The following is a 14,573-nucleotide window of genomic DNA, read 5'->3' on the forward strand; positions in this document are numbered from 1 at the left end:
GCGGGATGCGCTGCGCTTTCCCGCCCTACCCTAAGGTGCCCTCTCCGCCGGATCAACCGAACCGGAGGGGGGCAGGGAAGCATAATACCGGGCCACATCCTCCCTTTGCTGCTGGCTCAACCGGTGGGCGATGGGGTCCATGAGGTGAATGTAGGGGGTTCCGCCCCGCTTTTCCTCCGCCAAAAGTTCAAGCTGCAAAATAATATACTCGGCGTACTGACCGGCCAGGAGGGGGTAGTCGGGATTGCGGGGAATACCGCTAGGACCGTGGCAATCGGCGCAGGAGGCGATCCGCTGGTTACCCTCCTTGGCAATGGCCTCACCCCGCTCAATGGCCGCGCTTTCCCCAGGTTGGGGCAAGGGCGGCTGATAGGGGGTTAACCCGCCGTAGTAACGGGCAAGGGCTTTTATTTCTTCTGGATTCAATTCCGCGGCGATAGGTTCCATCATCCCGCTATGGCGTTCTCCTTGCCCGTAAGCCTCCAGGGAGGCATACAGATAGGCCGCATTTTGCCCCGCCAGACGGGGAAACGCCCCCACTCCGCGCCCCAGGCCCTCCACGCCGTGACAACGGCCGCAACTTTTCGCCACCGCCGGCGGCGCCTCTTCTGCCTCCGGGGAAGCCGGAATCTCCCCCCAAACCAGTTTTTCGTATTCCTCTCCATCCATTTCTGGCAATACCCGCAGGAACGCCACCATGGCCCACACCTCATCGTCCCGCTGGAGGGCTGGCCAAGCGGGCATCCCGGTGAATTTAACGCCGTGCTTGATGATATAAAATAGTTCCCGGTCCTCCCATTTAGAAACGGTTTCAGGCAAATAAGGCGGTGGGGGGGTCATCTGCTGGGCAATGGGAGGATGGTGCAAGCGTGGACTGCCATGGCAGAAGCGGCAATCGGTTTCATAATGACCCGCCCCCCGCAATATCAGGTGAGTCTTGGCCAGCGCCGGCGCCTGGATATTCAAGCTATGGGTCGCCACGGAGCGCTCCATGGCAAAGTGAAGCAGAAAATCGGTAATGGCCCAGTGGCCGGAGCTGGCCTTGATAGGAATAATGCCGGCAACCGCTATCAGCAATCCTCCCAGGGCAAGCACTACCAGAAAAACAGCGATTATGGGCCATTGCCGACGCCAATCGAGGCTTTTCAGGCGAGCAATAACGGTACGCAATCGCCCCATCAATGGCAGGTACCCATAAAGACGGCCACCAGGGCCACGTAGACAACGCTGACGCCACTCAGCCCTGAGAGCAGCAGTGCGGCAAAGCCCAAAAAGCGGTGGCGATCCTCCGGGGTGTCGAAATCGTGGGGCGCGGTGGCGGTTCCATAACGATGCCGGCGGAAAGCGTGCCAGCCAGTGACGCCAATCCCCAGCAGGGCAAGGGCCGTATAAACCGCGATGGCTAGCCGGGCATTGCCCAGGGAGCCATAACGGCCCGCTACCTTGGCACACCAGATGGCGCTCGTGAGATAACACAGCAAAAAGTGAATAGTCCAAATCGTCGGGGAAAGGATCAGCAGCCACAAACTTTCATTTTTCTCCGGCAAATGGCTCATAGCCCGCTCCTCAAGCAATTAGGGGGAAACCGGCAATAACAGCTATGGTGACAAGCACGGTAATCGCCATAAAATGCCAGTAGAGCCTGACATTGATAATATCGATATCATGCTGGGCGCTCAATTTTCCCGCCCACCGCCGCGCAATACAATAGAGCTGCATAATTACCCCGATAGCTATATGGACTAAAGTCCATAGGACCAACACCCAAACAATGGCGGGGTAGACATGCTGGGTCGGGTCCAGTCCCGCCAACCAGGGACCGGCAAAGAGGGCGAGGCCACCCGCAAGCGCCAGGGCAATGGCGGTTACCAAGGCGCCATGGAAGCCCCCTGCCCAGTCGCGCCTATTCCAATACCGCGCCAATACCATGAGCAGCCACGCGCTCAACAGTAGCGCACCCGCCAGCAGCGGCCAAAACAGGCCCGGGCCTGGCGAGGGATCAGGCGGAAAATTATCATGCACCGTCCAGTAAAAGAAGTAACCGAACACAAGTCCGGCGTAGGCCGTCATATCCCCGATCATGGTAATCAACATCGCCCACCAGCCCACCGACTTCGGACCCGATCCGTACAGCGGCAGCGTCAGGCCAAGGCCCACGTCCTTCTCCCCTTTCTCGGGAATGATAGCCGTTCCCGTCCACAGCCAGAGGAGAATGGTGCCGAGGGCCAACCCACCGCTAATGACGGTTAGCCACCACCAGTGGAAGGTGGCAAAGATAAACACCCCGCCCGTGAACATGGCCGCAAAGAAGGCGAGGAAGGTTGGCCCCGGCACGCGCAAGCACTGGATGGGCTGGGCGTCAATGGTGGAGGTAACAATCGTCTCCCGCTTCCCCTCTTCGGCATCGGGCAGGTAGAAACGGCCCTCATCCACATCGCGCATGAAATTGGGCTGATCCCACAAGGGATAGCGACCGTCGATCTCGGGAATGGAGCGGGTGCCCCAAGGCTTGCCGGGCATCTGGGTCAACCATTCCAGGGTGCCCGCGCCCCAGGGATTGCGCTCGGCGTAGGGCTGTTGCTTTCGTGGGCGGATAACATCCCAAGCGAAGACCGCGACTCCCGCGGCCAGAATGAAGGCGCCCACGGTTGAAATCAGGTTCAACAGATCGAACCCCGTATCGGCGGGGTAGGTAAATACCCGCCGGGGCAGACCCTGTAGGCCGCTTAGGTGCATGGGAAAAAAGGCGACATTAAAACCAGTAAATATCAGCCAAAAGGCAACCTTCCCAAGCCGGTCCGAGAGCTTTTTGCCGTTGACCATGGGAAAAAAATAGTAAAAAGCGGCGAGCACCGGAAAAACCGCGCCGCCAACGAGCACATAATGAAGATGAGCCACGATAAAATAGCTGTCATGGGCCTGCATGTTGAAGGGCACCAGGGCCACCATGACGCCAGTCAGTCCTCCAAGCACAAAGATAACCAGGCCACCGAGGACAAAAAGCATGGGAGTCGAACGCACCACCCGGCCCGCCAAAAGGGTGGCGATAAAACAGAAAATCTGCACCCCCGTTGGAATAGCCACAGCCACGGAAGCAGCGGAGAAAAACCCCAGGGAAACTCCCGGCAGTCCGGTGGTGAACATATGATGCACCCACAGTCCAAAGCTCAAAAAGCCCGTGCCCACCGCCGCCAATACGATCCAGCTATATCCCACCATGGGGGTGCGGGCGAATGTCGGCACGATCATCGCCACCAGGGCAATGGAAGGCAGGAAAATGATATAAACTTCCGGGTGCCCGAAAATCCAAAAGAGATGTTGCCATAAAACTGGGTCACCGCCTCGGGCCACATCGAAAAAGGGCCAATCCAGCATCCGCTCCAGCTCAAACAAAATGTCCCCGGCAATAAGTGGGGGGAAGGCAAATAGGACCATGACCGCTACCACCAGAATGTACCAGCCGTAGAGGGGGATAAGGTTGATCCGCATGCCCGGCGGCCGGGTCTTCAGCACTCCCACGATAATTTCAACAGCGGCGGCAATGGAAGCCAGTTCGATAAAGCTTAAACCCAGCAACCAGATATCATTACCAATACCCGGCTGGTACTGGGTCGCTAACGGCGGGTACATAAACCAGCCGCCTTGAGGAGCGGCGTTAAAGAAAATGGAACCGCAGACGAAAACGCCCCCCAGCACAAAGCTCCAGAAACCATAGGCGGACAGGCGCGGAAAAGGTAAATCCCGGGCGCCTAGCATCTCTGGCAAGACAAAAATGGCGAACGCCTCAAAGAGCGGCACGGCAAACAGGAACATCATCACCGAGCCGTGCAACGTAAAGAGCTGGTTATAGGTGTCAGCCGAGACAAAATCGTTTTCCGGAACCGCGAGCTGAGTGCGCATCAACAGCGCCAGGATGCCGCCGAAGAGGAAAAAGGCGAAGGCGGCTCCCGTATACCACATGCCTACTTCCGAGTTGTTGACGGCCGACCAGTAACGCCACCCTTGGGGCGTTTTCCAAGCTTTCAGCAACCGTTCTTCCTGGGCGCGCTGGACTTCCAGTGGCGGGGCTTCGGCAAGAGGTTCTACATCCCGAGGGGATTTTTCGAATGGCTTCTCCGACTCTTTCATAAAATATTAGGCGCGGAGACTGCCGCCGTTAGGTGACAGAGGAAGCGCCATCCTCCTGTTCAATGTGTTACGATTGCTACAGTAGCTGGGTGCGTTGCGTTTAAATCGCCTGTCGTAATATCGTAGGTAGGTAGGCACGCCACGTAACACGTCGCTGCTCTCCTGAGTCCTGCCGCCTACGGCTATGCGTAAGCCAGCGAGGATGCCTTGAGGGATTGCCGGGTGGAAACCCTCTGTAAAAGGCTGAGTTTGCAGGCTGTTTAAATACATAAGTCCTCGTAAAAAGCCGTCAGCTTAAGCACTGATGGTTGTTTACTGCAATCCTTCCAAGAACATCGCCAGCGCCCGCAAATCCTTCTCGGGCAACATTCCAAAGGCAGGCATGTGGACTCCCGGCTTGACTTTTTCGGTATGGGCGATCCAGCGTAGAAACGCTGCCGGTTTGTTGGGCAGAGTGCCAGCACCCAGGCTTAGCCGGCTGCCCACATGGGTAAGATCAGGCCCCACCTGGCCGTCGGCCGCCGTGCCGCGGATGGTGTGACAGGCGCTACAGCCCTCAAACTGGAATAACTCCTGGCCGCGTGCCGCCAACGCCTGCTGGGGCACCGCCGCCGGCTGTCCTTGAGCCGCCAGCCAGGCGGCAAAGGCATCTGGCGTCATCACCACCACATCCAGTTTCATGAGCGCATGGGCGCTGCCACAGTACTCGGCACAGACCCCATGATAAACGCCGACCTTGGTGGCTTTAAGCGTCAGCCGGCTAATCCGCCCTGGAATCATGTCCATCTTACCGGTCAAGGAAGGCACCCAGAAAGAGTGAATGACATCAGGGCTGTCAAGTAACAAATTAACGGACTCCCCCAGCGGGAGACGGATTTCGTTGGCAAGCTCGATGACCTCTCCCCCGCTAGAAGAAAGATAGCGTACCCGCCACCACCACTGCTCGCCCGAAACGGCAATCTGGAGATCATCTGAATCCGCTGGCTTCAGCAATGCCGGCATCAGCGATAATCCATAGGTCAGGTAAATGGTGAGCACTAATATCGGGAAAATAACGCCACCGCCAATGATCAGGAGCTTGGCCCGGCGGTGCGGGTGCGCGCCAGGCCGAAGCTGGGCAGCATAAACGGCCAGGCCAACAACCAAAATCCAGATAAGGGTATTAACGGCAACCAGCCACCAGAAAAGCTGAGCGATCTGCTCCGCCCCACGTCCCGCCGGATTGAGCGCCGACTGTGGTCCCTCGCACCCCATTATTCCTAAGACGCTCGCGCCAAGAAACGCCCCGCTTATATTGCCACGTAAAAGATGCCGGATAGACCTAATCCGTCTCACAGTCTTTAAGGATACCGCTCCAATTGATAGCAACATACCAGCAAGAATAAATGATGAGTCCCCTCTGCTAGTAGGGGAATAAATTCTCTTAAAATTTTTAATTTAACCGGCCGCCGGCCGAACACTTTAACAGCAGTATAGACGATGATTTCAGAATATACTGCTCATAATTGCTATTCGGAGGCTTGGCCAGGGAGGCGGCTGTTATCCAGGCACTTTTCTCTGACTTCCTCTGCCTTCTCCTGGCACCACTGCCCAGCCCGGCCGATACTCTTTGCGCCAGTAGGTGACCACTGCAGGCGCTGCTCCCAGAACAAGGACGGCTAACAGTGCCCCCAGGGGCCAGAGCAAGGGACGATTCCATTCCTTCCGCAGCCGCGCCCGCAGTTGAGGATCAATGCGGCGGTATTTGAGGGTATTATTAGCCATTAAATTAGGCTGGACATTGAAATTCCAGGCATGGAGCAAGCTCACCTCCTTAGGATGAAACCCCCATACCCAAGGGGCATCCCGGCGAACAATAGCCACCATCTTCCAAATCTTGGTCAGGCGCTCCGGGCCATTTTCCATGCTTTTCATTTCTTGAAAAAGCCGGTTAAACTCAGGATTGCTGTAGTTGGCCGCATTCTCCCCCCCATGGCGAACTTTGCCCTCCGGCCCATAGAGCAAAAAGAGAAAGTTTTCTGGATCGGGATAATCAGCAGTCCATCCCCATTGAAAAATCTGGGCATTTCCCTGACGCATTTTATCTTGAAAGCGGTTGTAATCAGTCTCGCGCACAACTAATTGGATATTCAACTTTTGGAATTGCTTCCGCATCCAACTTACTAAAGACGCACTGTCCGGGCCCTTACCCGTGGTATCGAAATATAATAAAAGAGGTTTGCCGCTCTCGGCGTCCCGGCCATTCGGATAACCGGCCTCAATCAAGAGCCGGCGGGCTGTCTGGAGAGACTTGCGGCGAGGCTGTCCGTTCTTCCAGTTATAAACATGGGGATTAATACCCTCTTTACCACTTTGGTGGCCAAAAATCCCGGGCGGTAAAGGTCCCTGGGCGGCAATCCCCTGGCTATTAGCAAAAATGGAAATAAACTCCTCATAGTCAATGGCAATGGAAATGGCCTGGCGCAGTTTACGTGCCCGCTCGCTATCGCCCCCGACTATCGGGTCCAGCATATTAAAACCCAGATAAGAGATGGAAGTCCCGATAGCCGTAACCAGCTTGATCCCCTTGGTTTTCATCTCCTCAGTCAAAGTCAGCTCTTCTCCTCCTCCAGCAATACGTAAAGCCTGATCAAAACTATCCGAGGTGACTGCGGACGTATCGTAGTAGCCTTGCAAGAATTTATTCCAATAGGGGATACTCTCCTTTTCCAGGCTAAACACGACCCGATCGATGAAAGGCAAGGACTCGCCCCCGTCCACCAGGAGACCAGCCGCTTTATCGCCTGGCATCCCCTGAGCAGGATAAGTCTCGCCATGGAAGTTCGGATTACGCTCCAGCACCATGCGGCGGTTAGGGTCATTTTCCGTGAGCATATAGGGACCCGTGCCGACAGGATACCAATCAAGGTTCAAATTGCGTTCCGCCATGCCTGACTGAGCATAAAACCGATCCGCCTCCCAGGGCACCGGAGCAAAAAAAGGCATGGCCAGCCAGTAGCGCAGTTGGGGATATTTACCTTCGATGGTCAAGCGATAAGTATAGCGGTCCACCACTTCCGCTCCCCGAAGAGGGTAAGCGCGAAGATCTAAATAGTTTCCCTTGTCCTTCTCTTGAGCCGCCACCAAAGTTTGGGTATAGGTCTTCATTCCCACGATATAACGGCTCATCAGGCCCAAAATGGGGGAATGCACCCAGGGGGAAGCCAGGCGTTTGATTTGGTAAACATAATCGGCCGCTACCAATTCCCGGCTACCCCTATGGGGAAAATCGCTAAGCTTATAGATTCCAGCCAACTCTCCAGGGCTTAGCTCATGATAGAGAAACCGGCCCGTTTCATCCTTGGCAAATGCGGGATGGGGTTGATAATGAATGCCTGGCTGAATCTGAATTTCATAAATGCTATAGGCTACCTCTCTAAACGGGGCTTCTGGGGGAAGAGGATTGCCGGCGGCGTCCACGTAAGTCACCTGGGGCATGGCTTGAGCGGTCAGAGGCTCCAGGCTGTAGGGGCGCAAGAGATAATGATATTGCAGGGGAGGCTCATAAATCTGGCCAGTAAAGACTATTTCATTAGCACTATAGGAACGAGCCGGGTCCAGGGTCTTAGGGCGTAAATTGAAGCTTGAATAGGCGACATTTTGGACCTTGCCGGCGGCAGGATAAGGACTGTTCAATACTTCTCCGCTACAAGCCGTCAACCACGGCAAAGCGAAGACTCCCAACCAGCGCACGAGAGAAAATACCAAGGGGCCTCCTAACATGCTCATGAAATATCCATTATAGTTCATGGAAGGAAAAGTCAATTTTCTTCCCCTTTCGGAAATGGCTAATTTCGGGTAGCTTTACCCGCTAATTTCTAAGAACACGAGACTTGAGGAGACATAATTTATGGGTTTTCTAGCAGATAAAAAAGCTCTTATTGTAGGTATCGCCAGCCCCCGCTCCATTGCTTGGGGAATTGCCCAGGCCATGAAGCGGGAAGGCGCGGAACTGGCGCTGACCTATCAAAATGAGAAACTTCAGGGACGGGTTGAAAAGCTGGCCCTCCAATGCGATACCGATATTACCCTGCCCTGCGATGTCAGCAACGACGAACAAATCGAGGAACTGTTTACCCATTTAGACGATTATTGGGATCATGTGGATATCATTGTCCACTCGGTGGCCTTTGCGCCCCGGGATCAATTGCAAGGGGACTACCTGGAAAACGTTACCCGGGAAGGCTTCCGGACTGCTCACGATATCAGTTCCTATAGCTTTGCCGCCCTCGCCAAAGCAGGCCGGACCATGATGCATGGCCGCAATGGCGCCCTCCTCACGCTCAGCTACCTAGGCGCGGAACGAACCATCCCTAACTATAATGTCATGGGGGTAGCAAAAGCTAGTCTCGAAGCCAATGTACGCTATATGGCCACCGCCCTAGGGTCCGAGGGAATCCGGGTTAATGCCGTCTCCGCCGGTCCCATCAAAACGTTAGCCGCGGCAGGTATTGACGATTTCAATAAATTTCTGACTTATTCCGAGCGCAATACGCCCCTCAAACGCAACGTCACTACGGAGGAAGTCGGCAATGCAGCAGCTTTTCTGTGCTCCGATTTAGCCTCTGGCATTACCGGCGAAATCCTTTATGTGGACGGGGGCTATCATATCATCGGGATGGGCGAATAGCTGGATAACTGCCGACGCCTTCCTTGCGCAATAATCTAAAAACAGCAAAAACGGGATTTTCTAACCATGCCCCATCGCACAGCGCTTATACTCCTTGGATTGATTATCGTTGGCGTGATCGCAGGCGTCCTGGCGGGATGGTACGCTGGCCCCAGGATGGAAGCCGTAGCCTGGCTGGGCGCCCTATTCCTCAACGCCCTCAAGATGACTATCATCCCCCTTATTCTATCCGCAGTGATTACCGGTGTAGCCAGCTTAGGGGATGTCCGTAAACTAGGCCGGGTAGGTACGATCACTATCGGCTACTATGCCTGCACTACCGCTATTGCGGTGGCTATTGGCCTCCTCATGGTTAATCTTATCCAACCCGGCAGCGGTATTTCCCTTGGAGAAGGGCCGATTCCAGAAGGGGTAGCCGCCAAGGGAGAGATGGGCATTGACGACATTTTACTCTCTCTGGTCTCTCCTAATCTGGTCAACGCCGCGGCTGAAGGACAGCTCTTGCCTCTTATCGTCTTTGCTATTTTATTCTCTGCCACCCTCACCACCCTGGGAGATAAGGGCCAGCCGGTGCTGGCCTTCTTTGAGGGCGTCAACGAAGCCATGATGAAGTTAGTGGTATGGATCATGTATCTGGCACCAGTGGGTATCTTCGCCCTGATTGCCGCCCGCCTGGGACAAACCGGCGGCGGGGAAGCCTTTCTCGGGGAGGTCAGCGCCGTGGGCTGGCATGTGGTGACGGTACTTTCCGGATTGGCCCTGCACTTTGGGGTGTTGCTGCTAATATTATTTTTTATTACCGGCCGGGGTTGGGATTACCTGTTCACCATGCTCCGCGCCCTGCTGACCGCCTTTGGCACGGCCAGCTCCTCCGCCACACTACCCCTCACCATGGAGTGCGTACGGGAAAATGGCATTGATCCCCGAGCCGTCCGTTTCGTCTTACCCTTGGGTTCCACCATCAATATGGATGGTACAGCCCTATACGAATCAGCGGCGGCGATGTTCATCGCCCAAGCTTATGGAATTTCTCTGGGCTTGGAACAACAGGCCCTTATCTTTGTAACAGCCACTCTAGCCGCCATTGGCGCCGCGGGCATTCCCGAGGCTGGTTTAGTCACCCTTGTCATTGTATTAAATGCCGTCGGCCTCCCCCTTGAAGGGGTGGGACTGCTGCTCGCCGTTGACTGGTTTCTAGATCGCTTTCGCACCTCCATCAATGTCTGGGGCGATTCAGTAGGAGCCGCCGTTTTGGCCCGCTTTTTACCTAATAACCCAAGCTAGAGGCTTAAAGATTTTCCGTATAAATTTTGATATCAGCTTTCGATTTCAATTCCTGGATAAAATCCCGATAAACCATCTCACCATGGGCTTTCTCCATTTCCTGGGCTAGGGATCGGCGTGCCTTTTCATCTAGCTTGCCCGGGTTCCCATTCTCAACCCGGTAGAGCCCTACCACAGCGTAGTCCCCCGATCCCAAAGGTTGTCCCGCAAAAACGGGATTTTCAGGAGATTCGGGATGGGGCAACTCGTAAGCCATCTTTAGAACTTCTGAAGGAATTTCCTGATCGTCGCGGGCATACAATTTCTTCTCATTCCAAACAGCCTCTCCCCCCTCTTTAAAAACGGTCTCGGGGGACTCTCCCTGCTGTAAATGCGCCACCAGTGTCTCGCCCCGCTCTTGGGCTTGAGCCATCGCCTGGTCTAGAGTCAACTTCTCCTCTATTTCTTCGCGAACCTCCTCAAAAGGCTTGGTGTCGGCCAGAAGGTGCTTATCAAGCCGCACTACCACCACATCATTGGGAGCCAATTCGATGGTTTGGCTATTCATCTCCTCTCGCAGTACTTCTTCGCTAAAAGCAGCTGCAACCACTTTCGGATTAGCGGCAATCCCACTTCCTCCGTTCTGAGAAAAAGGCTCACTCGTCTCGATGGAAAGCCCAAGGGTCTCCGCCGCAACCTCCAGGGTAAAGGGATTCTCGTAGGTAAGATTATCCAGGATTTCCGCTTGCTCATAGAACTGCTCCTCCGCGATCTGCCGGCGGTACCTTTGCGCCAACTCTTCACTGACCGCTTCAAAGGGTTTGACTTCGCCCGCTTCAATATCCGTTAGCTTGATAATATGATAGCCAAACTTACTCAATACGGGTTCACTGAGGGCTCCCGTTTCCTCCAAAGAGAACACCGCCTCCTCAAAAGCCGGGTCCATGACCCCACGGCCGAAAAAGCCTAAGTCACCCCCCTTTTGAGCAGAGCCCGGATCGTCGGAAACCTCCTTGGCCACCTCCTCAAAGTCTTCGCCCTGCTGCAACCGTTCAAATACCGCTTCTGCCTTCTCCTGTGCTTGCTGGCGGGTAGCTTCATCACCTTGCGGCGGAACTGTTATCAATATATGGCTGGCCCGGCGCCGCTCTGGTACCCGATATTGATCCTCGGACTCCTCATAGAAATCCCGCAACGTCTGTTCATCTAGCGGGATATCTGTAGCTAAAGAGTCGGCGGTAAGACGCAAATAATGTACTTTCACTTGTTCCGGAATGCGGAATTCCTCCGGATGGTCATCATAATACTGACGTACCTTATCGGCGCTCACCTCGATGACATCGCGGAAAGTAGCAGATGGCACGATACTGTAACCGATTTCCCGCTTCTGCTGCTGAAGGCGGGCAATAGCTTCTACTTCCTGCTGGGTCGTAAACGCTGACAGACGTAAGGTAGAAACTAGCTGTTCACTTAGCAGAGCCGAGCGCAAACGGGCCTCATAAGCGACAGGCGTCAACCCTTGACTGCCCAATACAGCCTCATAGCGCTGGGAGTCGAATTGGCCAGACTCCCCTTGAAAAGCTTTATTGCTCCGGATAACCTGGCTAAGGGATGAATCGCTCATGCCCAACCCGAGCTTTGCCGCCGTATCCAGCACAAGACGCTGCTCAACCAGCCCCTCTATAACATTCTGCTTAGTCGCCGGATCATCTAGCATTTCCTCGGGAAAGCTCGCCCCCATCAAGAAGCGCAGTTGTTGCGTATAACTCAGAAACGCCGATCGGAACTCGCGGGTACTAATTTCCTCGCCATTCACGGAGGCCGCCAAGGCTTCCCCTCCATCAAGCATGTAGTTATTAATACCCCACAGGGTAAAAGGAATGGCGATAAGGCCCACAATCACCCAGGCAAAGATGCCTTGGGCGCGGTTCCGTATAGCTTCCAACATGGATTTAGATACCTCTTCAACAGGGCGGCTATTTAAGAAATAAAAAAAGGCGCATTTACAGGAGTTGTAAATTGCGCCTTTTTACCTTACAAAAGAAATGGCGGAGTGGACGGGATTCGAACCCGCGACCCCCGGCGTGACAGGCCGGTATTCTAACCAGCTGAACTACCACTCCATGAAAAAATTATCAATCCCACCTGGTGGGTGCTGAGGGTTTCGAACCCCCGACCTTCGCCTTGTAAGGGCGACGCTCTCCCAGCTGAGCTAAGCACCCAAAGGAATTTCACTAGTTTACAGCATCCTTGAGGGCTTTTCCAGCTTTAAACGAAGGCATCTTAGATGCCTTGATTTTGATTTCCTCACCCGTCTGTGGATTGCGCCCAGTCCGGGCAGCACGATCACGCACGGAAAAAGTACCAAAGCCCACGATCGTGACCTGGTCACCACGCCTTAACGCATCGGTAACCGCTTCGATAACAGAATCCACAGCCCGAGCCGCAGCGGCTTTTGTCAAATTCCCCGCGTCTGCTACTGATTCAATAAGCTCCGATTTATTCACTAAGTTATTCCCCTTAATTTTACAAATTATTTTTAATCTCAACTCGCCCAACGGCTCGCTGGTTATAGAAACTCTCTTGGCTAGGACTGGCGTGGTTATTTAGCCCCAAATAAAGAAAGGTGGATTTTATACCAACTGGCAAGAAGCCAAGTCAAGCCGCATTTCTCCCCTTTATTCTGCCGAGCTAAAAAAGAAACGCCTGATAATTTCCCTCTGGGTTGCCTTTCAGCCACGATTTACCCTAGCCATGCCGTTGTCTTTTCCTCGTCACAGGCTTATTGTTACCAAAAAGAATTTGTAATTCAAATATATAATTTATATTGGCTACGAAACCCTAAATTTTGACGGAAATTGCCCAGCTCTTCATCGGGCAACTCAAGTCCCCGGCGATGGAACCATTCATTTCAAAACATAACAGGCAAGTCTATAGTTATAGCAGAAACAATAGGGGTTACTGAAGTGTGTCAGGGATAACTCACCAGCATCTATTTTCTGTTTTTTAGTAATTTAAGGAGATTTTTATGGGAAAAAGGGATTCCAGTAAAATTACCCGCAACATCATCGCCCATGAGAAGGGAACGCCAGGTCCGGGAGGAAATAGAGGCGATCGGTTAATTAAGGAAAGTATACATGATCCCTATAAAACCAGGAAAAAATTACCGGAACCCACCTTCTGCCCGGTGTGTCGGGCTGTCTTTGAACGAGGCCGATGGAGCTGGGCTGAACTCCCTGCCGACGCCAATCAAAAATTATGCCCTGCCTGTCAGCGGATGCGGGATCGGGTTCCAGCAGGTTTTTTAACCCTGAGCGGGGAATTTTTTCAAGAACACCGGGAGGAAATCATTAACCTTATTCGTAACAAGGAAGAAAGCGAAAAAGCACAACACCCCTTGAAACGGATTATGGACATTGAGGAAAAAGGAAAGGAAATGGTAGTCACCTTTACTGAAATCCATCTTCCACGGGGTATAGGGGAGGCCTTAAGCCGGGCCTATGAAGGTAACCTGGACTACCAGTATACCGATGGAAACAGCATTCTCCGTGTCCGATGGCACCGCTAAGCCAGAGGGAGCAATGAGCGCCTCGCCAAGGCGCTTGCAGCAACCCCGGCGAGGGATGATAACTTGAAGGGTCCTCTAGACCTCTAGTTTTCTCACTTCAATCTGGTTAATGACCTCTGCTATGCTTGACAAACTCCAGGCGTTGGCCTCCACCCTCTCTTTTTCTTTCCGGGTGGCAACAAATCCGTATAAGGTCATGACACGATTTTGAATGTCAATTCGAATTTGATCCGCTTCGACAAACCGGTCTTTCTCCAAAATTAGGCGGAGTGCATCAGAAAGCTCCCCGTCCGTCTCTTCCCGCGCCGGGTCCACCTCTAACTTATTTTCAACGTTTCGGCACCCCCGTAACCACCAACTCATGGCTTCTATCAAATGTTTATGGGAAGGCGTGGGTACTTTTCCTTCCAAGCCCACCGTTCCTGCTGCTATGGAAATCTTGATCAATCCGCTGGGTTCGCGATCGGCTTGCTGCCAAGTTTCGAAACCTCTCTGCTCAAGCTCTTGCGCCGCCCCTGTCTTTACCCGCGCCAACAAAGTGCAATTATGGAAAGTCGAATCCGCCAGCAATGCTTGGCAGAGGGCATCCCGTAGTGCGCCATCACCCCGATGCTCTGCAGGCTTCACCATAAGTTGGTCGATCAGCTTATTTATCCCAGTCATTGACTTATTGCGTAGAAGCTGCAATGCGCGCCTTTTAGTAGTAAGATTTTCTACTTCACCCTTAATAATAAGGCTTCCCTCACAGACACTTATTTCAATAGGAGAGGGATGGAGGTTAATACGTTCATCATGCTCAAGAAGCGCTCTCGCTTGTTTAATGACCTCATCTTGTTGATTCATTACTTTAACCCCTGTTTTCAGCAAACTTGAAATATAATATATAGGCTACAAAAGCACGGGATTAACTTTCTTTTTATAATCCGATCTATAGTCAACTACCGC

11 protein-coding genes and 2 tRNA genes are annotated in these 14,573 nt (G+C 53.5%); 3 read left to right on the top strand and 10 right to left on the bottom strand.

Annotated features, from left to right (window positions below; translation table 11 throughout):
* Positions 1-30 precede the first annotated feature (30 nt).
* The 5 genes from NOC_RS09515 to NOC_RS09535 form a co-directional block, all read right to left on the bottom strand.
* Positions 31-1,179, bottom strand: coding sequence for a c-type cytochrome (locus NOC_RS09515; protein ID WP_011330757.1), 1,149 nt, complete (start codon positions 1,177-1,179; stop codon positions 31-33).
* On the bottom strand, positions 1,179-1,556 hold the full coding sequence (locus NOC_RS09520; RefSeq protein WP_011330758.1) for a hypothetical protein: 378 nt from the start codon (positions 1,554-1,556) through the stop codon (positions 1,179-1,181). The genes NOC_RS09515 and NOC_RS09520 overlap by 1 nt, the downstream gene beginning before the upstream one ends.
* Positions 1,557-1,566: 10 nt before the next feature.
* Positions 1,567-4,128: a cytochrome c oxidase subunit I gene (ctaD, locus tag NOC_RS09525; RefSeq protein WP_002811748.1), complete on the bottom strand. Its 2,562-nt coding sequence runs from the start codon at positions 4,126-4,128 to the stop codon at positions 1,567-1,569.
* A 312-nt stretch (positions 4,129-4,440) separates the two neighbouring features.
* The gene (gene coxB / locus NOC_RS09530) at positions 4,441-5,382 is read right to left on the bottom strand and encodes a cytochrome c oxidase subunit II (RefSeq protein ID WP_002809868.1); all 942 of its coding nucleotides are present in this window, start codon (positions 5,380-5,382) and stop codon (positions 4,441-4,443) included.
* Between the two features lie 285 nt (positions 5,383-5,667).
* Positions 5,668-7,917, bottom strand: coding sequence for an ABC transporter substrate-binding protein (locus NOC_RS09535; protein ID WP_002808654.1), 2,250 nt, complete (start codon positions 7,915-7,917; stop codon positions 5,668-5,670).
* Positions 7,918-8,017: 100 nt separating this feature from the next.
* Between NOC_RS09535 and NOC_RS09540 the strand changes: the two genes are divergently transcribed.
* Entirely contained in the window at positions 8,018-8,797 is a 780-nt protein-coding gene (locus tag NOC_RS09540; protein WP_002809750.1) for an enoyl-ACP reductase FabI, read from the top strand.
* A gap of 66 nt (positions 8,798-8,863) precedes the next feature.
* Positions 8,864-10,081, top strand: a complete 1,218-nt coding sequence (locus NOC_RS09545) for a dicarboxylate/amino acid:cation symporter (RefSeq protein WP_002809105.1) — start codon at positions 8,864-8,866, stop codon at positions 10,079-10,081.
* A gap of 4 nt (positions 10,082-10,085) precedes the next feature.
* Here NOC_RS09545 and NOC_RS09550 read toward each other — a convergent pair whose 3' ends face one another.
* The 4 genes from NOC_RS09550 to NOC_RS09565 form a co-directional block, all read right to left on the bottom strand.
* Positions 10,086-12,008, bottom strand: a complete 1,923-nt coding sequence (locus tag NOC_RS09550; RefSeq protein ID WP_002811715.1) for a SurA N-terminal domain-containing protein — start codon at positions 12,006-12,008, stop codon at positions 10,086-10,088.
* Between the two features lie 98 nt (positions 12,009-12,106).
* Positions 12,107-12,183: transfer RNA gene (locus NOC_RS09555), tRNA-Asp, on the bottom strand.
* A 23-nt stretch (positions 12,184-12,206) separates the two neighbouring features.
* Positions 12,207-12,282, bottom strand: a tRNA-Val gene (locus NOC_RS09560).
* 12 nt (positions 12,283-12,294) lie between these two features.
* The gene (locus NOC_RS09565; RefSeq protein ID WP_198342197.1) at positions 12,295-12,594 is read right to left on the bottom strand and encodes an HU family DNA-binding protein; all 300 of its coding nucleotides are present in this window, start codon (positions 12,592-12,594) and stop codon (positions 12,295-12,297) included.
* Positions 12,595-13,088: 494 nt separating this feature from the next.
* Between NOC_RS09565 and NOC_RS09570 the strand changes: the two genes are divergently transcribed.
* Positions 13,089-13,628 carry a BCAM0308 family protein gene (locus NOC_RS09570; RefSeq protein WP_002811418.1) on the top strand — a complete coding sequence of 180 codons (540 nt, stop codon included), beginning with the start codon at positions 13,089-13,091 and terminating at the stop codon, positions 13,626-13,628.
* Positions 13,629-13,703: 75 nt separating this feature from the next.
* Here NOC_RS09570 and NOC_RS09575 read toward each other — a convergent pair whose 3' ends face one another.
* Positions 13,704-14,471 carry a BON domain-containing protein gene (locus tag NOC_RS09575; RefSeq protein WP_002808924.1) on the bottom strand — a complete coding sequence of 256 codons (768 nt, stop codon included), beginning with the start codon at positions 14,469-14,471 and terminating at the stop codon, positions 13,704-13,706.
* Positions 14,472-14,573 lie beyond the last annotated feature (102 nt).

The sequence above is a fragment of the Nitrosococcus oceani ATCC 19707 genome, assembly GCF_000012805.1.
Lineage (GTDB): Bacteria > Pseudomonadota > Gammaproteobacteria > Nitrosococcales > Nitrosococcaceae > Nitrosococcus > Nitrosococcus oceani.

Bases quoted from the DNA above. Each gene is read 5' to 3' on its own strand.
- NOC_RS09575 (WP_002808924.1), bottom strand. From the start codon at position 14,471: ATGAATCAACAAGATGAGGTCATTAAACAAGCGAGAGCGCTTCTTGAG.
- ctaD (WP_002811748.1), bottom strand. From the start codon at position 4,128: ATGAAAGAGTCGGAGAAGCCATTCGAAAAATCCCCTCGGGATGTAGAA.
- NOC_RS09545 (WP_002809105.1), top strand. From the start codon at position 8,864: ATGCCCCATCGCACAGCGCTTATACTCCTTGGATTGATTATCGTTGGC.
- NOC_RS09515 (WP_011330757.1), bottom strand. From the start codon at position 1,179: ATGGGGCGATTGCGTACCGTTATTGCTCGCCTGAAAAGCCTCGATTGG.
- NOC_RS09570 (WP_002811418.1), top strand. From the start codon at position 13,089: ATGGGAAAAAGGGATTCCAGTAAAATTACCCGCAACATCATCGCCCAT.
- NOC_RS09535 (WP_002808654.1), bottom strand. From the start codon at position 7,917: ATGAACTATAATGGATATTTCATGAGCATGTTAGGAGGCCCCTTGGTA.
- NOC_RS09520 (WP_011330758.1), bottom strand. From the start codon at position 1,556: ATGAGCCATTTGCCGGAGAAAAATGAAAGTTTGTGGCTGCTGATCCTT.
- coxB (WP_002809868.1), bottom strand. From the start codon at position 5,382: ATGGGGTGCGAGGGACCACAGTCGGCGCTCAATCCGGCGGGACGTGGG.
- NOC_RS09550 (WP_002811715.1), bottom strand. From the start codon at position 12,008: ATGTTGGAAGCTATACGGAACCGCGCCCAAGGCATCTTTGCCTGGGTG.
- NOC_RS09540 (WP_002809750.1), top strand. From the start codon at position 8,018: ATGGGTTTTCTAGCAGATAAAAAAGCTCTTATTGTAGGTATCGCCAGC.